Annotated in this window: 19 protein-coding genes and 1 pseudogene; all 20 read left to right on the top strand. The window is 39.9% G+C overall.

Going from position 1 to position 19074, the window contains the following annotated elements; translation table 11 throughout:
• Window positions 1–87 precede the first annotated feature (87 nt).
• The 20 genes and pseudogenes from L1967_RS12330 (at window position 88) to L1967_RS12245 (ending at window position 19074) form a co-directional block, all read left to right on the top strand.
• A complete protein-coding gene (locus L1967_RS12330) occupies window positions 88–4521 on the top strand; it encodes a CusA/CzcA family heavy metal efflux RND transporter (protein WP_249601874.1) in 4434 nt (1477 codons plus the stop codon).
• A gap of 22 nt (window positions 4522–4543) precedes the next feature.
• Window positions 4544–5794: an efflux RND transporter periplasmic adaptor subunit gene (locus L1967_RS12325; RefSeq protein WP_187288243.1), complete on the top strand. Its 1251-nt coding sequence runs from the start codon at window positions 4544–4546 to the stop codon at window positions 5792–5794.
• Window positions 5795–5890: 96 nt separating this feature from the next.
• Window positions 5891–6229 carry a P-II family nitrogen regulator gene (locus tag L1967_RS12320; RefSeq protein WP_009778856.1) on the top strand — a complete coding sequence of 113 codons (339 nt, stop codon included), beginning with the start codon at window positions 5891–5893 and terminating at the stop codon, window positions 6227–6229.
• Window positions 6230–6244: 15 nt separating this feature from the next.
• On the top strand, window positions 6245–6667 hold the full coding sequence (locus L1967_RS12315) for a Fur family transcriptional regulator (RefSeq protein ID WP_249601873.1): 423 nt from the start codon (window positions 6245–6247) through the stop codon (window positions 6665–6667).
• A gap of 26 nt (window positions 6668–6693) precedes the next feature.
• Window positions 6694–7053, top strand: a complete 360-nt coding sequence (locus L1967_RS12310; RefSeq protein ID WP_128766681.1) for a SpoIIAA family protein — start codon at window positions 6694–6696, stop codon at window positions 7051–7053.
• A 30-nt stretch (window positions 7054–7083) separates the two neighbouring features.
• Window positions 7084–7335: an SHOCT domain-containing protein gene (locus tag L1967_RS12305; RefSeq protein ID WP_013073461.1), complete on the top strand. Its 252-nt coding sequence runs from the start codon at window positions 7084–7086 to the stop codon at window positions 7333–7335.
• On the top strand, window positions 7335–7877 hold the full coding sequence (locus tag L1967_RS12300; RefSeq protein WP_013073460.1) for a hypothetical protein: 543 nt from the start codon (window positions 7335–7337) through the stop codon (window positions 7875–7877). The genes L1967_RS12305 and L1967_RS12300 overlap by 1 nt, the downstream gene beginning before the upstream one ends.
• Window positions 7878–8087: 210 nt before the next feature.
• Window positions 8088–8309: a SpoIIAA family protein gene (locus L1967_RS12295; protein ID WP_013073459.1), complete on the top strand. Its 222-nt coding sequence runs from the start codon at window positions 8088–8090 to the stop codon at window positions 8307–8309.
• Window positions 8310–8366: 57 nt separating this feature from the next.
• Entirely contained in the window at window positions 8367–8558 is a 192-nt protein-coding gene (locus L1967_RS12290) for an SHOCT domain-containing protein (RefSeq protein ID WP_041250021.1), read from the top strand.
• A 58-nt stretch (window positions 8559–8616) separates the two neighbouring features.
• Window positions 8617–9378: an AlbA family DNA-binding domain-containing protein gene (locus L1967_RS12285; RefSeq protein WP_249601872.1), complete on the top strand. Its 762-nt coding sequence runs from the start codon at window positions 8617–8619 to the stop codon at window positions 9376–9378.
• 24 nt (window positions 9379–9402) lie between these two features.
• Complete coding sequence (locus L1967_RS22280; protein WP_258539130.1) at window positions 9403–9534, top strand: hypothetical protein; 132 nt, start codon at window positions 9403–9405, stop codon at window positions 9532–9534.
• A 39-nt stretch (window positions 9535–9573) separates the two neighbouring features.
• Window positions 9574–9657, top strand: a pseudogene (locus tag L1967_RS22480) (SpoIIAA family protein); the annotation flags it as partial.
• Window positions 9658–9669: 12 nt separating this feature from the next.
• Entirely contained in the window at window positions 9670–12219 is a 2550-nt protein-coding gene (locus L1967_RS12280; protein WP_249601871.1) for a heavy metal translocating P-type ATPase, read from the top strand.
• Between the two features lie 217 nt (window positions 12220–12436).
• Window positions 12437–13000: a DUF305 domain-containing protein gene (locus L1967_RS12275; RefSeq protein ID WP_220114936.1), complete on the top strand. Its 564-nt coding sequence runs from the start codon at window positions 12437–12439 to the stop codon at window positions 12998–13000.
• Between the two features lie 176 nt (window positions 13001–13176).
• Window positions 13177–13605: a Fur family transcriptional regulator gene (locus L1967_RS12270; protein WP_220114937.1), complete on the top strand. Its 429-nt coding sequence runs from the start codon at window positions 13177–13179 to the stop codon at window positions 13603–13605.
• Between the two features lie 90 nt (window positions 13606–13695).
• Window positions 13696–15099, top strand: coding sequence for a dihydrolipoyl dehydrogenase (gene lpdA / locus L1967_RS12265; protein WP_220114938.1), 1404 nt, complete (start codon window positions 13696–13698; stop codon window positions 15097–15099).
• 97 nt (window positions 15100–15196) lie between these two features.
• Window positions 15197–16546: a Na+/H+ antiporter NhaA gene (gene nhaA, locus L1967_RS12260; protein ID WP_249601870.1), complete on the top strand. Its 1350-nt coding sequence runs from the start codon at window positions 15197–15199 to the stop codon at window positions 16544–16546.
• Window positions 16547–16556: 10 nt separating this feature from the next.
• Window positions 16557–17348, top strand: a complete 792-nt coding sequence (locus L1967_RS12255; RefSeq protein ID WP_449405355.1) for a cation efflux transmembrane domain-containing protein — start codon at window positions 16557–16559, stop codon at window positions 17346–17348.
• A 9-nt stretch (window positions 17349–17357) separates the two neighbouring features.
• Window positions 17358–18032, top strand: coding sequence for a lipoprotein signal peptidase (locus tag L1967_RS12250; RefSeq protein ID WP_382402983.1), 675 nt, complete (start codon window positions 17358–17360; stop codon window positions 18030–18032).
• Window positions 18033–18075: 43 nt separating this feature from the next.
• Window positions 18076–19074, top strand: a complete 999-nt coding sequence (locus tag L1967_RS12245; RefSeq protein WP_128766685.1) for a sodium:calcium antiporter — start codon at window positions 18076–18078, stop codon at window positions 19072–19074.

Raw genomic sequence — 19074 nt, 5'->3', positions numbered from 1 at the left:
TCATACTAGATCCTTGGTCCTATTGATAGATTTTGTTAGGCACAAAATTATTATCAAGAATTTTAACTGAATTAAATTTTTATTTATATGATTAATAAGATTATCGCATTTTCCATTAATAATAAATTTATTATTGGACTACTTACCTTAGCGCTGATAGGGACGGGTATTTGGTCCATGATGACCGTCAACCTGGGATCGGTGCCAGATATTACTAACAATCAGGTTCAGGTGATCACCCAGTCGCCAAATCTTGCCACAGAAGATATTGAACAATTTGTAACCTATCCCGTAGAACTATCTATGGGTAATTTACCAGGCGTTACAGAAATAAGATCTATCTCACGCTTTGGCCTTTCCGTAGTTACTATCGTTTTTGAAGACGATATGGGAACCTATCTTCCTCGACAGCTGGTACAGGAAAAACTAAACGAACTGGGCGAATCTATCCCTGAAAAATTTGGAAGTCCATCTATGGGTCCCATCTCTACTGGTTTAGGTCAAATCTATGAATACACTATAAAGCCAGAGGAGGGTTTTGAAAACAAGTATTCGCCTATGGAACTGCGCACCGTGCAAGATTGGGTTATCAAACGACAACTCACATTACTGGAAGGCGTGGTAGAGGTCAACTCTTATGGAGGCAGTATTAAACAGTACGAGGTCACTGTCAACCCAGATAAGTTGAATAGTTTAGGTATTAGTATTTCACAAGTGTATGAGGCTCTCGCTCGGAACAATGTGAATACAGGCGGTGCTTACATAGAAAAAAATAAAATGTCAAATTTCATAAGAGGTGAAGGTCTTATTCGCTCTTTGGAAGACATTAAAGATATTTCGATTATTAACGAGGGCAACATTCCCGTAACTATTGGAGATGTTGCAACACGCGTCCATTTTGGGAATCAGGTACGTTATGGTGCTTTTACGCAAGACGGTAAGGAAGCCGTGGGAGGAATAATAATGATGCTAAAAGGTTCAAACCCTAATGCGGTTATTCAAAATGTTAAGAATCGTATGGCAGAAATTGAAAAATCCCTGCCAGAAGGTCTCACTATCGCCCCTATCATTGATCGTAGTGAGCTAATTGCCAGAACGACCGATACCGTTAAAACCAATTTACTGGAAGGCGCCCTAATCGTGATATTTGCCCTTGTTTTATTGTTGGGTAGTTTAAGAGGTGGCATCATAACGGCCACGACCATACCGTTGTCCTTGCTTTTTGCCTTTATATTAATGAAGCAATTTAATGTATGGGCAAACTTAATGAGCTTGGGAGCTATAGACTTTGGGATTATTATAGATGGTGCCGTGATTATTATAGAAGGAACGGTGTATGAGATCCAAAAACGGATTAGGTCTGGAAAGCTAAAATTCAATCAAGGCGTAATGGATAAAGTAGCCTATGATGCCGGAACCACGATGATGGGCTCTGCATTTTTTGGACAAATTATCATTCTTATCGTATTTACACCCATTCTTTTTCTTACCGGGGTAGAAGGCAAAATGTTTAAGCCGATGGCTTACACTTTCGGTTTTGCCATGATAGGTGCTATCTTCTTGTGTCTTACCTACGTACCTATGATGTCGGCCTTATTCATGAAACCAATTCAGAATAAAAAGAACTGGTTTGGAAAATTTGAACGTTGGCTGGAAAAAATCAGTGATAAGATAATTGGCGGAATACAAAGAGTATATATGCCCTTATTAAAAGGAGCCTTAAAACTGAAATTAATTGTTATAGGATCTGCAGTGGTACTGCTTGTGTTAGCCGGTTTTCTTTTTTCGAGAATGGGAGGAGAATTTGTGCCTCAATTAGATGAAGGGGATATCGCGATGCAGGCTTTAATAAGACCAGGAAGTTCATTAACAGAGTCTATTGATGTTTCAAAAAAAATAGAGAATATCCTTTTAGAAAATTTTCCTGAAATTAAAACGGCAACAGCAAGAATTGGAGTGGCCGACATCCCAACAGATCCCATGCCGATGGATATAGCAGATATGTACCTGATTCTTGAAAAAGATAAGGATAAATGGACAACTGCTGAAACTAAAGAAGGACTTATAGCGCAGATCAAGGAAAAACTCAATAAAGAACTTACTGGGGTAAACCTTGTGTTTACGCAACCTGTAGAATTAAGGTTCAACGAATTATTAGAAGGGGTTAGAGAAGATATTGCGGTTAAACTATATGGAGAGGACCTGGAGGTGTTATCGGAAAAAGTGCAGGAAATGGCCAATATTATCCAAACTGTACCTGGAGCTGGTGATGTAAACGCGGAGCGAACATCAGGCCTCCCACAAATGACCGTTAAATTTAACCGTGATAAAATTGCGCAATATGGACTGGATATCCAAAAAGCCAATGATTACATAAGTACAGCTTTTGCAGGAGGAACAGCCGGAGTCATTTTTGAAGGAGAAAAACGATTTGATCTGGTAGTAAGATTTGATGAAGATCATAGAAAGAATATTGATGATTTGCGTGGTATGTATATCGATCTTCCAGACGGAACTCAGGTGCCTATAAAAGAAATAGCAGATATTGAGTATGTTCCGGGCCCCATGCAAATTTCAAGAGATGATACCTACAGAAGAACCTATGTGGGTGTAAACGCCCGGGGAAGGGATGTAGAGTCTGTGGTGAACGACATTCAGCAAAAATTAGATGAGGAATTAGAATTGCCACCAGGTTATTATATTACTTATGGAGGGGAGTTCGAAAACCTTCAGAGTGCCAAAGACCGATTAGTGATTGTGGTACCGATAGCCTTATTCCTGATTTTCGTGCTTCTATATTTTGCCTTAAAATCTTTTTCCCAATCTATCATGATCTATATGGCGATACCATTGGCTGCTATCGGAGGTGTTTTTGCCCTTTGGTTAAGAGGTATGCCATTTAGCATTTCCGCAGGTGTAGGCTTCATTGTTCTGTTTGGTGTTGCAGTTTTAAACGGACTGGTACTAATAAATAGATTCAATTCTTTAAAAGAAGAAGGAGTAACCAGTCTAAGAGATAGAATTTTTACAGGAACCAAAGAACGAATACGACCTATTATGTTAACAGCAACAACAGATATTTTCGGTTTTTTACCAATGGCATTTTCCACATCTGCCGGTGCAGAAGTTCAACAACCACTTGCTACAGTTGTTATAGGTGGTATGCTTACGGCTACCTTGCTTACGCTGGTGGTTCTTCCTGTCCTTTATACATTTGTAGAGAAGAGACGAGAGAAAAAGGAACAGAACAAGCTTGGTTCTTCCAATTCACGATCTTTAGCCACAATTTTGATAATTGGATTGATGTTAGGCGGAACCTTTTCCGTAAATGCACAATCTGATGAAATGTCATCGGAAAATCCAATACAGGATTCTTTACAAACTATTAGTTTGGAAGAGGCTAAAGAAATGGCAATCCAAAACTTTCCACAATTAAAAGCTGCCCAACTTGAAATTGAAAGTGAGGAAGTATTGCGTAAAACCGCTTATGATTTTGGGAATACCCAAATCTTTACAGGAAAAGAAGAGGTAGGAAATGGTTCTGATGGGGTCTATACTCAAATTGGCGTCCAACAGCAAGGCATTGATATTTTTGGAATTGCCCCCCGGTTAAAATTGCAGAAAGAAAGGGTTGCCCTTGCTGAAAGTGCCTTAGAGTTATCTACTATTGAAATTGAACGTGAAGTAAGCAGGGCCTGGGCCTCGGTTTATACAACTAAAAAGGCGTATCAGGTATATAGAAAAATGGATTCAATTTTTGAAGATATTGAAAGGGCTGCAAGAATCAGGTATGAAACAGAGGCCACCTCCAAATTGGAATATCTTGCTACCTCCAACCAGGCGAACGAGGTTAAAATACAGCTGGAACAATCGTACCGAGATTACCTGAAATCAATACAGCGTTTAAACCTATGGTTCGTTAGTGACACAATCTATGATGTACCAGATTTGCCTGTTGAAACTTTAGACGAACCTTTAAACTTTCTGGTAGAGTCGCTTGAAAATCATCCGTTGCTACAGGTTTCGGAACAAAGGATAGATGTTGCCAAAGCGGTTACCAGAGAACGAAAATCTGAATTTTTGCCCAAATTTCAGGGTCAGTACGGTAGGCAGGAAATAGCCGGGCAATCGGGTTTCTTCCAATATCAAATAGGAATTCAAATTCCGCTGTTTTTTGGGCCGGAATTAGGCCGTACACAGGAAGCACAAGTAAATAGACAGATTGCAGAGCAAAACTTTTATCAGGATAAAATCGAACTGGAAACCGCCTATAAAAATATGCGTGAAGACTATATCAAATGGAGAAACTCATGGAATTATTATAGGGATGAAGCACTTCCGCTGGCCAAAGAGCAACAAGATGGATCAGTGCTGGCCTTTAAGGAAGGCGCTATCGATTATGTGACATTTCTCCAAAATATAAGAGATGCCATTAGAATCGAGGTAAATGCCTGGAGTGCTTTTAACGATTATCTCGACAGCCGTTACCAACTGGAATATTACCTTAAGAATTCAAATTAAAAATTAAAATAAGAAAATCGATATGAATACAAGATCAATAAATATTCTAATGCTTGCCTTAACGCTCAGCATATTCTTTGGATGTAAAGAAAATCCTGCGGCAGGGGAAGATGCTTCCAGTGAAACTGCAACTACTAATACCGAAGAAGGTGAAAATCACGGTGAGGAAGGAGATGAAGAACACGGTGAAGAAGAAGGTGGGATGCGTTCGGTACATCTTTCAGAAATGAAATTCAATAGTCTGGGGATTAAAGTAGATACCTTGCCTAAAAAAGCTTTGTCCGGTATTGTGGAAGCCAATGGCCAGTTAGAAGTGCCGCCACAATATGAAGCTACCGTTACGGCAATTTTAGGCGGTAATATAACTTCTATAAAGGTTATTGAGGGGGATAAGGTAAATAAAGGTCAGGTGTTGGCTTATCTTTCTCACCCAAATTTAACCAGAATGCAGTCTGATTATATTAATGCATATAGTAGGATGCAATTTTTGGAAAAGGAATTTGAAAGACAGAAACGTTTATATGAAGCAGAGGTAGGATCTGGAAAATCTTTTCAACAAACCCAATCAGATTACCAGTCTGTACAAGGTGAAGTGCGGGGGTATGAATCACAGTTACGGCAGTTAAACCTAAATGCTTCCCAGGTTAGAGACGGTGAATTATATGAATATATTCCGGTAGTAAGCCCAATTGGAGGTTATATTGAAAAAGTACTGGTACAGGTAGGACAATATGTAGACCCTCAGACCAGTATGTTTATGGTAGTTGATAATGAATATGTGCATGCCGATCTAATGGTTTTTGAAAAAGATATTTATAAGGTGAAAGAAGGCCAAAAGATTGCGTTTACACTGGAATCGGTTCCAGGCAGTAATTTAACCGGGGAAATTTATTCAGTGGGGAAACAATTTGAACAAAACCCCAAAGCGGTACATGTGCATGCAGAAATCGATAATAAAGAAGATTTTCTAATTCCGGGGATGTATATAAACGGAAAAATCAGGACCGGTGAAGAAGCTGTTCCTGCCTTACCGGAAGAAGCAATAATTGAAGAAGAAGGAAATCCCTACATCTTTACGGCCCAAAAACACCAGGAAGATGGTGAAACCGAATGGGAATTGAAACCAGTGCAGGTTAGAACGGGAATAAATGAAGATGGTTGGGTTGAAATTAAACTGCTGGAGCCTCTGCCTGAAGGTACGTTGGTTGCCTATAATAATGCCTATTATCTGGTTTCTGAAATGCAGAAAAGCCAGACTTCCCATGGTCATTAAATTAAAAAAATTAGATGGATGGACTCTCTGTTAAATGTTTGTCTTAATTAAAATTCCAGAGGGTTCATCCTTAATACTAAAATTAATATTACAGCAATGAAAGAAATAAAAGCATTTATAAAACCGAAACGAGTTCAAAATGTAATTGAAGCTCTTAGTGAAAGCGGATTTAAAAGTATGACCCTTTCCCAGGGAGAAGGAACGGGGGCTTTTAAAGCAAAAGGCGCATCACCTTCTTTAGATTTCCGTGTAACAGACAGTCCGGTTGTAAAGTTAGAACTGGTATGTCAAAACGAAGAAGCACAATCAGCAATAGATATTATCCTTGAGAATGCAAAAACAACTGAACCCGGTGACGGAATAATTTATCTTTCCGATATTGAAGATGCCTTCCAGATAAAAACCGGGGAATCCATAAAGCGTTACGACCCCTAAATACTTTTATAGCAAATGGAAAAAATAGTAAAAAAGTTGGAAAGCAAAGGCATCCGCCCTACGGCAATGCGCTTGATGACCTATAGACGGCTGGCACAACTGAATGTGGCCGTTAGCTTAGGCGACCTTGGAAAGGATTTCGAAAGCTCGGAAAGGAGTACGCTTTTCCGTACTATGAAGACATTTGAAGAAAAAGGAATCGTGCATCAAATTGAGGATGGCACCGGCATCATTAAATATGCCCTGTGCGAAGACAATTGTGAATGTGAGGAGGGAAACGACCTTCACTTACATTTTCATTGCAATAGTTGCGGGGAAACCGTGTGCCTTACAGAGCACAAAATCCCTCAGATAAACCTGCCCGACGGCTATGTGGCAGAGGATATCAATCTGGTGGCCAAGGGAGTCTGTGAGAAATGTAGCAATGACTTGGATTAAGTTTTTTGATTTAAAAAATTGGAACAATGATGAAAATTTATAAAAAAGAAAACAAGGTATATATGGTAGCTCAAAATAGATTGGATGCTACCGATTATGACAATTTGATATCTCAATTAAAAAACCATATACAGGCAAACCATAAAGTATACTGGTATATTGAAATGGAAAATTTTGAGGGGTGGACTGCAAGTGCGTATTGGAAAGGCATTGAACTGAAACTTCCGAATGAAGAACGCGTTAAAAAGGTTGCATTGGTGGGAATTACAAAATGGCAGGAACAGTTTACCGAAGTTTTGATACCCTTTACAAAGGCACATATTAAATTCTTTAGCCCTGAAGAAAAACATTTGGCCAAGGAATGGATGGAGAAAGGAAATCATTAAAAAAGTTAAGTAAATTTAAACAGAAAGATTATGATGGACAACTGGAATTTTGGGGGAATGCACTGGATATGGTGGGGACTTTGGATAATTCTTATCTTTTGGATATTTTTAATTCCTTACCCCACCCCGGGACAAAAACGGAAAAAAGACGGAGCAATGGAAATTCTAAGGGAGCGTTTTGCACGGGGCGAAATAAGCGAGGAAGAATATAAACACCGGGTAAATATACTTCAAAATAAAAATGAACCAAAGGACCAGAAAAAAATTAGGCAGGAAAAATAATGGGAAAAGGACAACTAACTATATTTTTTTTAATGCTGGCTCCTATCCTGCATACCCAAACTATATACAGTACACGGGAGGGGCATATCCTTATAAAAGCTAATATAGATGGCAATGCATTTAAGGCGGAAAGCCATCAACTTTCCATGTTTTTTGATTACACAAGTAAAGAAATTACGGGTTCCATAGATTTGAGAACTATAGACACAAATAATCCACAGCTAGCCACCTATCTTAAAAGTACTCAAGCACCTATATGGATAAGATTTTCCGGGAAGGTCCCGGTTGAGGATTTCCTTTTGCGCCCACATGAACCAATTGATTTTAATTGGTTGGTAACGATCAGGCTTCCTAATAAAGAAGTGCAAAACTACTTTAAAGCGACATTGACCCACATCCCCCAAGGTCCTACATTTTCCTGTCTTTTAAGTGCCGGTGGATTTATAGAGAAAACTATAAGCCCAAGCTTAAATCAAGTGGTTCCTGGACTTGAAGGATCCATAGAAATAAAATTTGCCCAGCTTATTTTAAAGAAAGAGTGAATGCCATTTAATTCAAAATAACATAGAAAGATGAAAAAGTATAAATAGAATCCCATCCTCTTCCAGTAGTGCCTTATTAAAATAGCGCTGGGGAGATGTAATAAGTGTAAATAAAATATCCTCCTGCCGTACAAAATTTGTACCGCAATTAGGGACATAGATGTGATATATAAATATTTCCGTCTTATCATTTTTCGCTTATTACTAATAATGGAAAATTTTGAGGGGTGGACCGCAAGTGCGTATTGGAAGAGCATTGAACTGAAACTTCCGAACGAAGAACGCGTTAAAAAGGTTGCATTGGTGGGAAATACAAAATGGAAGGAACAGTTTACGGAAGTTTTGATTCCCTTTACAAGGGCACATATTAAATTCTTTAGCCCTGAAGAAAAAGATTTGGCCAAGGAATGGATGGAGAAAGGAAATCATTAAAAAAGTTAAATAAATTTAAACAGAAAGATTATGATGGACGACTGATATTTTGGGGGAATGCACTGGATATGGTGGGGGCTTTGGATAATCCTTATCTTTTGGATATTCTTAATTCCTTATCCCACCCCGGGACAAAACAGACGGAAGGATAAGGCTATGGAAGCCCTGAGAGATCGATACGCCCGGGACGAGATAAGCGATGAGGAATTTGAACAAAAGAAGAAAGTCCTTCAGGATAAGAAGAAGTAGTTATAAGGCCACAGGTATCGAAGGCGATGGCACCTATGGCATATAAAAGAAGGTAAAAATGAAAAAACGGAAAGTATTTGTTTTTATATTCATTGGATTAGCCCTTGGCTTATTTATAATACAGCCCCTGGTTATTTCACTCCACATGTATGACATGCAGGGAGGTAATGGCGAATGGTGGAAATCTCTGCTTGCTTCATATCAGCAGGAATTTAGTTCATGGGATTTGGATCAAGCCATAATCAAATTGCTATTTGGACTGCTGGGCATTGCCTTGTCGCTTATGTTTATGGTCAGGCAAAGAATATTTCAATTGACCGGAAGAAGAGATAAGCTGGAGGAGATCAGAGAGCTGATTGCGGCAGGAGAAAACCAGCAAGTAGAATTTAAATCTACCTTGAGATGGGATTTGAGGCAGTTTAAACCGAATAAGGCTTTGGAAGACGTAATAGCAAAAACAATTGCCGGGTTTATGAACACCCAAGGAGGGCATTTAATTATCGGAATTGATGATGAAGGTAGTATTCTGGGGCTGGAACAGGATTATGGTACTTTAAAAAAACCTGGCAAGGACGGGTTTGAGCAATATATAATGCAATTGGTGTCCCTCAAGTTGGGTACCCATTTTTGCACTTTGGTTAAAGTGTCTTTTCACCAATTTGAAGAAAAGGATATCTGTTATGTAAGGGTTCATAAATCACAAAAACCTGTGTATTTGAATTTGAGTGACCGTTCGCATTTCTTTATCAGAACCGGGAATGGTACCCGTGAGTTGGATATGCCTGAGGCTCTGGAGTATTTGGAGATACACTTAAATTAATATAGACCCTATAAAATTGAAAAAATGATACAGGTATTGGACATAGAAAAAGAAAACTTGATTGCCGCTAAAGTCAATGGTAAAATCACAAAGAAGGATATAGAAAAAATCCATCCGCTCATCCACAACATCATCGGTAAATATCATAAGGTGTAAAATGGCATTTGTAGGCGAAAAAAATAGCAGGAATGGGTCGCTAAAGCTACTGATTTCTTTACTGGTTCAGAAGTCAAATATTTTGACCTTCAGGATAAAGAACAAGCAAAAAACTGGATATAAATAACTAAGGATATGAAAAAACTAAAAATCAAAATTCCCGTAATCCTTCCACAGGTGCCAAATGAAAAAGACACTTGTGTGCAAAGGCTCATTGAAGAATTAGAAGCCAAAGAAGGTCTTGATAAAGTGCATATAAAAGACGATCAGGAAGATACGGTGCCACAATTGTGCTTTCATTACGATCCGGATATAATTTCTATTGACCGCATTCAATCATTGGCAGAAAGAACCGGGGCTGAAATTACCGCGAAATATGGACATTTGCTTATAGAGGTTGAGGGGATTAGACATACCCGGCATGCAAGGACTTTAGAAAAGAGTCTGCTGAATATCAAAGGCGTTTTGGAAGCTTCCGCCAATGCCGGAGGAATGATCCGTTTAGAATATGATAAACGGGAAACAAGTTTTGATGAGATAACTACAAAGCTCGAAAAAGAAAACCTACAAGTTAAAAAAAGCTCCTCTGCTGAGAATAAGGGCTTTAAATCTGCCGAAAAGAATCCTCAAAATTTAAATAAAGAAAAGGTAAGGGATATAGAAGAACAAAAGCATAAAGATACTGATCTCCAGAATCATAGAGAAGCGGATAGCCACGGGGCCGGGGAAGAAAATTCCCACGCCCACGGAGGTATTTTTGGGAAAAACACCGAACTTATTTTTGCTATTATTTGTGGTGCTCTTTTGGGTATTGGTTTTGGTTTGTCCTACGTAACATCAATACCGGAATGGGTCAGCTTATCCCTATACATAGGTGCCTACTTTTTTGGAGGTTACTTTACAGCAAAAGAAGCCATACAGACCGTAGCCAAAGGTGGATTTGAAATTGATTTTCTCATGTTGGTCGCAGCTATAGGAGCAGCTATTCTTGGGGAATGGGCTGAAGGAGCTTTGTTATTATTTCTCTTTAGCCTGGGGCATGCCCTGGAGCATTATGCAATGAACAAGGCCCGAAAGTCCATAGCGGCCCTTGCCGATCTCGCACCAAAAACAGCTTTGCTCAAAAAAGATGGCAAAACCGAAGAGGTGGGTATCGAAAAATTGGGTATAGGCGATATTATCGTGGTCAAGCCGAACAGTAAAATATCTGCCGATGGCGTTGTGGTCAACGGAAAAAGCAGTGTCAACCAAGCTCCGATTACCGGGGAAAGTGTACCGGTAGATAAAGTTCCCGTAGAAGATGTTGACAAGGATTATTCGGCGCAAGATGATATCAAGGATGAAAACCGCGTTTTTGCCGGAACGATCAATGGGAACAATACTTTGGAAATTAAAGTGATCAAAGCAGCCAAAGATTCAACGCTTTCCCGATTGGTGAAACTGGTTAACGAGGCCCAGACCCAAAAATCACCTACCCAGTTGCTCACCGATAAATTTGAAAAATATTTTGTGCCGTCCGTCCTTATTTTGGTCGGGATTCTTTTGTTCGCTTTTTTAGTTATTGACGAACCCTTTAGCGCGAGCTTTTACCGGGCAATGGCGGTACTGGTAGCTGCAAGTCCCTGTGCGTTGGCAATCTCGACCCCAAGTGCTGTATTGAGTGGAGTGGCCAGAGCTGCCCGTGGCGGGGTATTAATTAAAGGAGGGCGCCCTCTGGAGGACCTGGGGGTTATTACCGCCCTCGCCTTTGATAAAACCGGAACTCTAACGGAAGGAAAGCCAAAACTTACCCAAGTGGTGCCACTTGGAAATATATCTGAAAACGAACTTCTCAAAATAGCAGTAGCTGTGGAAAGTTTGAGTGATCACCCCCTGGCCAAAGCTGTAGTTCGTGATGGAAAAGAGCGTCTGGAAGGCGAGGAAATCCCAAATGCCTCTAATTTGGAGGCAGTTCTGGGTAAAGGGATTAAAGCATCGTTTGGCAATGATAAAATCTATATAGGTAACCTCGACCTGTACGAAGGGCTTGATGAGAGTACACCTTCCGAAAAAATAGCTACGAAAGTGCGTGGTCTTGAAGGTGGTGGAAATACAACAATGCTTATACGAAAAAATGAAGAATATATAGGCATCATTGCATTAATGGATACCCCTCGGGAGGCAGCAAAAAAGACCCTTTCTGAATTGAAGGAAATAGGAATTAAACGAATGATCATGCTTACTGGTGATAACCAGAAGGTAGCAGACGCAGTAGCAGAAGAAATAGGATTGACCGATGCCTGGGGGAGCCTGTTGCCGGAAGAAAAAGTGGATGCTATAAAGGAATTAAAAGAAAAGGAATCCAAGGTGGCGATGGTGGGCGATGGCGTTAATGATGCCCCTGCCATGGCAAACAGCACTGTAGGAATAGCTATGGGTGCTGCGGGAAGTGATGTGGCCCTGGAAACGGCGGATATTGCGCTAATGGCCGATAAGTTGGAAACCCTGCCCTTTGCCATAGGCTTAAGCAGGAAGGCAAAGGCGATTATCAGGCAAAACCTTTGGGTTAGCCTTGGTATTGTGGCCCTGCTTATACCTTCAACCATATTCGGCTTGGCAAATATTGGAGTGGCGGTAGTAATCCATGAAGGTTCGACGCTTCTGGTGGTTTTTAATGCGTTAAGGCTTTTGGCTTATAAAAAGTAGATATAAAAAAGTTATCACAGTTTTATTGACTATGAGTAAATGAATTAACAGCTTTTATATAATTAAGAAACTGGTCATTATGAAAAATAGGATTATATCATTCTTAAAGGCCTTAGTATCCATAAATATTCAGACCGTGTGGGGGAGTAGGAATTATATAAGATTTTTGATCTTAAACTATTTAAGAATATAGCAATTAATTTATAAAACCAAAAAGATGAAAAAAAAACAAAAAAACGCCAATAACTACGGTAAATTTTTCGCAATGATTGCTACCGCAATGGTGGCAATGTTCTTTTTAATGTACACCAACTCTTACCAGATCATTGATCACTTCTGGTTTAGTGAAACAAGGTTTTTTATGACGCTGATCATGGTCGGTTCTATGATCATTATAATGCTACTGTTTATGCTATATATGTATAAAAAACGAGGAGCAAACATAGCGATCATCGGGTTGGGTATTATATTGATTGTCGGTGGTATAGGATTGGTGAGAAGTCAGGTTACTGTCACCGGTGTTGATTACATGGAAGGTATGATCCCTCACCATTCAATTGCTATTTTAACGAGTGAGCGTGCTCAGATTAAGGATGTACGGGTAAGGAAACTCGCTGATGAAATTATTGAGGCGCAACGTAAGGAAATTATGGAAATGCAATGGCTGATCAACGATATCAGAGAAAATGGTGTAGTAGAGACAGAAAAGGAAAGGACAAACAGACCCTTGCCCAAATTTGAAGGTAAGATAGAAGAAGAAACACGAAACCTGACTGAATAACAAGATCCCCCTAGGCTTGAAAATTTATAATCGATTGTATTTAATATTTTATGGAGTAACTAACCGTTATATAGTGTCTGTCCACTAAGTATAGGACAGTTCCATAATGCGTGTCCTAAGCAACCGTTATACTCACAATGTTGGAAGACGGTTCGTATACTTAAGATAAAATTGCAATGACAAAGACGGAAAGAACATTATTGTCCAAAGGGATACGTCCCACTGAAATGAGGTTGAAAATTTACAAATACCTCAAAAGGAAAACTTATGCAGTAAGTTTAAATGAAATGCAAAAAGTCTTCATCAATAAAAATATCAAAACAGCCAATAAGACCACTTTCTACAGGGCGATAAAGCTCTTTGAGAAAAAAAGCATGGTGCACCAAATTGACGATGGAACTGCTTTTGCAAAATATGCGATTTCCGATGAAAACGCCAAAGGTAAACACAGTACAGATTTACATATGCACTTTCATTGTACCGATTGTAAGAAAACAATCTGTTTACCAAATAAAATATCGGAAGAGAGTTTGCCAGACCAGTATGAGGTGAACGATGTGAACCTGGTATTAAAAGGGATATGTAAAAATTGTAGTAAAAAATAATAGGTGGGAGCGCCTTAAGCCTGAATCCCAGCCCCCAATGGTCAAGCTTAAGGTTTTTTCCACCGTAACTAACTTAAAAAAAATATGAATATGGAAAAATTTGATGTAACTATAATAGGATCTGGCCCGGGCGGGTATGTAAGTGCGATCCGTTGCGCCCAATTAGGATTAAAAATAGCCATTGTAGAAAGATACAGCACCCTGGGCGGCACCTGTCTAAACGTGGGCTGTATCCCGTCAAAAGCCTGGTTGGAAGCCTCTGAGCATTATTACAAACTCAAGCATCAATTCGAAAAATTTGGGATTGATGTTAAAGAGGCCAATGTCGATATCCTGAAAATGAGCCAAAGGGTTCAGGATGTGGTACAGGAAATCATCAATGGCGTTGATTATCTGATGAAAAAGAACAAGGTTACCGTTTATGAAGGTCATGGCACCATCAAGGACAAAAACACGATTGAAATTAAGGGAGAAGATAAAACGGAAACCATAGCAACCGATAAAATCATCATTGCCACAGGGTCCAAACCCGCTTCATTGCCCAATATTAAAATAGACAAAAAGCGTATCATCTCTTCTACCGAAGCCCTTGCCCTACAGGAAATCCCCAAGCATTTAATGGTCGTTGGCGGTGGTGTTATCGGTGTTGAAATTGGTTCCGTATTCGCCCGCCTGGGTTCAAAGGTTTCTATAGTAGAATATTTTGATAGCCTTATCGCCACTATGGACGGCGCACTGGGACATCAATTGCACCGTTCCCTAAGAAAACAGGGAATTGATTTTTATTTGGAACATAAGGTAACCAATGCAACGGCAACTGATGGCAAAGTAGAATTGAAAGCGGAAAACCTTTCCGATAAAGAAGAAATGAGCTTAGAAAGCGATTACTGTCTTATGGCCATTGGCCGAAAGCCATATACCGCCAGTTTAGGGCTTGAAAATATAGGAGTGGAAACCAATGAGAAAGGACAGATAACGGTAGATAAAAACCTTGAAACCAACGTCAAGGGTGTGTATGCCATTGGGGATGTAATCCGGGGGGCAATGCTTGCCCATAAAGCCAGTGAAGAAGGCGTTTTTGTAGCCGAACGGATTGTTGGCCAAAAGCCCCATATCAATTATTCGCTTATCCCAAATATCGTGTACACCCAGCCTGAGGTCGCCGGTGTAGGCTTGACGGAAGAAGAACTGAAAAAGGCCAATAAAAGTATAAAAACAGGCTCTTTCCCTTTTAAGGCAAACGCACGGGCAAAGATAAGTATGGACACTGACGGTTTTATCAAGGTAATCGCAGATAAACAGACCGATGAGATATTGGGGGTTCATATGATAGGCCCACGCATAGCAGACAGTTATACCGAAGCGGTGGTAGCGATGGAATTTAGGGCAGCTGCCGAGGATATTGCAAGAATGTCACACGGTCACCCCACATTTTCCGAGACCTTTAAGGAGGCCTGTCTGGCAGCTACCGAAGACAGGGCGTTGCATATTTAAAGTTGACCTAACAGTAAGTTCTTAAAAATTAAGACGCTACTAAGCTTTTTGAAATATTAAGGTTTAAGTAATTAACTCAAAAAACAGATAAGATAAAATGGGGCAATCAGTTCGAAATCAATCCACTATTGGGTATATCAGGGAAACGGCAACAAAGTTCCTCGACAGGGAAACAGCTGGGGGGATTTTTTTAATAATTGCTACTATAGTTGCCCTTCTTTTAGCTAATTCACAGTGGGCAGGTGCCTATCATCATTTTCTTGGCGATGAATTGCTTTTTGAATTTTCCGAGCATCTTAGTTTTGGGCTAACAATTGAAGAATGGATCAATGATGGCCTAATGGCAATTTTCTTTTTGGTTGCCGGCCTTGAATTGAAGAGGGAGGTTATGGTGGGGGAATTATCTTCAATTAAAAAAGCCTCAGCCCCCTTGTTGGCAGCTTTAGGTGGTATGGCAGTTCCGGCCCTCATTTTTATTAGCCTAAATTTAGGCACTGAAAATATAAAGGGTTGGGGCATCCCTATGGCTACCGATATCGCATATTCACTAGGGATTATTGGCCTACTGGGAAAAAATGTCCCCAGGCAGTTAAAAACATTTTTAATAGCCCTCGCTATTGCTGACGATATAGGTGCCATATTGGTGATAGCATTGTTTTATAGCAACGAGTTGAGCTGGATATACCTTGGATCGGGCATGGGGGCATTTGGGTTATTATTATTAATGAATTGGACTGGGATCAAAAATTTGATTTGGTATATTATTATTGGGATCATCTTATGGTATTGCTTCCTTAATTCGGGGATCCATCCAACTATTGCGGGAGTACTTTTTGCCATTACCATTCCAATAGTGCCCAAATTAGACAGTAAAATATTAAAAGAAAGGACTGCCACAAACGTTACTAATCTTGAGAAAACAGAGCTGGAAAAATTAAATCCTCTTCAGGATAAAAAACAACAAATAATTTTAAAAGCCATTAAAACAGATACTGAGAATTCAAGGCCTCCTTTGCTCAAACTGGAAAATTCCCTTGTTGATTTCAATGCTTTCTTTATCATTCCAATTTTTGCAGTCGCGAATGCGGGAGTAAAGCTCGATGTAAATTTAATTGAGGTTGTTTCCGGTTCTTTAGGGCTGGGGATCCTTTTGGGATTAGCAATTGGCAAAGTAACAGGGATTGGTATTTTTACATTGATTGGGCAAAAACTTGGAGTTTCCGAATTACATATTACACTAAACTGGAAACATATAATTGGAATTGGTATGATTGCGGGAATTGGCTTTACCATGTCCCTTTTTATTACCAATCTCGCATTTAATGATCAGGAATTGATTAAAATTTCGAAAATAAGCATTTTGATAGCTTCATTACTTGCAGCTATTGGCGGTGCGGTAATTCTCTTATTAACTTCCAATAAAGGAAAGAAAAATATAGTTAAGTGATATGGGAGAAATGAACAAAAGTACTTTTATAGTAAGTCAAATGGACTGTCCTTCAGAAGAACAGATGATCCGGATGAAGTTGGAGGCTTATACACAAGTGAAATATTTGGATTTTGATATTCCCAACAGGAAATTGGAAGTATATCATGTGAATGGAATCGAAGATATACAAATATCAATAGCCGGTTTAAACCTTGGGGATTCCTTCCAAGGGACCGAAGAAGCCGATCCTCCCGTAATAGAAGACCAATCCAAACAGAAAACAATCCTTTGGTGGGTCTTTGGGATAAATTTCGGCTTTTTCATTATCGAAATGACCACGGGGTGGATCTCTTCTTCTATGGGCCTTATTGCAGATTCGTTGGATATGCTGGCAGATTCGATAGTATATGCGCTAAGTTTATTTGCAGTAGGTGGTGCCATTTCCAGAAAAAAGAAGGTGGCAAAATTCAGCGGATATTTTCAGATGGCCTTGGCAACACTTGGTTTTGCAGAGGTATTAAGAAGGTTTTTTACCAGTAGTGAAACACCAATTTTCCAATTGATGATCATTGTTTCCATTTTCGCCCTTCTGGGTAACCTTATTTCGCTTTGGTTGATAAATAAGGCCAAAAGTAAGGAGGCGCATATGCAGGCCAGTGCTATTTTTACGTCGAATGATATCATCGTAAACGGCGGGGTGATACTGGCCGGGGTGCTGGTCTATTTTCTGGATAGCAAATGGCCCGATTTGGTAATTGGCGGCATCGTTTTCACGTTTGTAATGCGGGGTGCCATAAGAATTTTAAAATTATCTAAATAATGCAAATATATGTTGCACAAGACGTTGGGCAACAATAAGGAAATTATGAATAAAAGTAGTGTAGCATTATTGATTTTACTGTTGTTGGTAATAGACCAGGCCATAAAGATTTATGTGAAGACCCATTTTTATTATGGCGAGGAATATTTTGTGTTTGGTCTGGATTGGTTTCGCTTACATTTTTTGGAGAATCCCGGCATGGCCTGGGGCTTTAAATTTGGCGAGGGATATCTGGCCAAATTTGTTTTAATACTATTTCGCTTCGTAGCCGTTATTTGGGGGACCTTTTATATCAAAAAAATGATACGTGAAGGATATGCAAAAGTCTTTATAATCTGTGCCGCATTTATATACGCAGGTGCATTGGGCAATTTGATGGACGGTGCATTTTACGGACTGATCTTTGAAAAAAGTGATCCCGCACTTCGCAACATTGCAGAAATATTCCCCTCAGGCGGTGGTTATGCGGGATTTTTAAATGGCAATGTGGTGGATATGTGGTACTTCCCTATTATTGATACAAGGCTTCCGGAATGGCTGCCATTATGGGGAGGCAATGAATTTACTTTTTTCGACCCTGTATTCAATACCGCAGATGTTTGGATTAGCACGGGAGTGATTTTACTCCTGATCTTTCAAAGCCAACAAAAAAAGACCAGAAAATATCGGATAAGAAAAAGTTGAAATATACTGAAAGTAACAGGACAATTATAAAAATCGATTAGTTATGAACGTTTGGCTCTGGGTAGTAGTATTGGGATTGGCAGCTTGGGCTGCTCATTGGGGTGCTGATCAACTCCTAACACCTTTAAAAATGCTGCGTAAGCAATGGGGGCTTACCGCTTCTGCAGGAGCGGCTTTCCTTGCTATTGTAACGGCGAGTCCTGAAGTGGCGATAAATATCACCAGCGCCGCCCGGGGAGTATCTGATATTGGATTAGGAAATTTGCTGGGTTCCAATATAATTTCCATCCCACTCATGGTGACCATCGCCTATTTCGCTTCCAGAAAGCAATTTAAAAACAATAAGGAACATCAAAAACATTTAGATGCTAACCTATTGGCCCTGAACAAGCGTTCTGTCTCGGTATTGTCCATCCCCTATCTGGCAATCATTTCTTTGGTAGCTATATTAACCCTTCCAAAAGCCTGGCGTGGGTTACAACCCATTGATGGGTGGATTATGCTGGCGGCCTATGCGGCTTTTTTAACGCATGCCATTATAAAAGGCAGGAAAAAAGGGGAAAGTGTGGAGTGGGATAAGAAGAAAGTGTGGTTATCAGTGGCCGGAGCTATGGCTATAGCCGTGGGTGCTTTTTTTATTGTTAAGGCTACGGAAAATATTGTTTCGGTGTTGAACATTTCCGAAATTGTTGGAGGGCTGTTTATTACCGGAATAATGACCACCGCCCCCGAAATATTTAAAACATGGAGTGTGGTAAAGGGTGGCGAAGTGACCGCGGGAACCACGAGCGTGATTGCCGATAATGCTGTTACCATGACGGTGGCATTTTTCCCCTTGGCACTGGTGACGACTCCGATCGAAGATTTTCAGTTGTTCTGGGTCAACCTGGCTTTTGTAGGACTGATGCCACTTTTATATTCGGTATTTGTCCATCAAAGCAAGGAACTTCACGGGTTCAGCAGATGGCAGATATTCGTTTTCGATGCAGCGTATATTGTATATCTCTTAACTATGGTGTTTTTTGTACTAAAACTATTTTAA

The sequence above is a fragment of the Zunongwangia pacifica genome, assembly GCF_023499215.1.
Taxonomy (GTDB): Bacteria; Bacteroidota; Bacteroidia; order Flavobacteriales; family Flavobacteriaceae; genus Zunongwangia; species Zunongwangia pacifica.
Note: the sequence above shows the minus strand (reverse complement) of the source record. Positions and strands in the feature narration are given on the sequence as shown.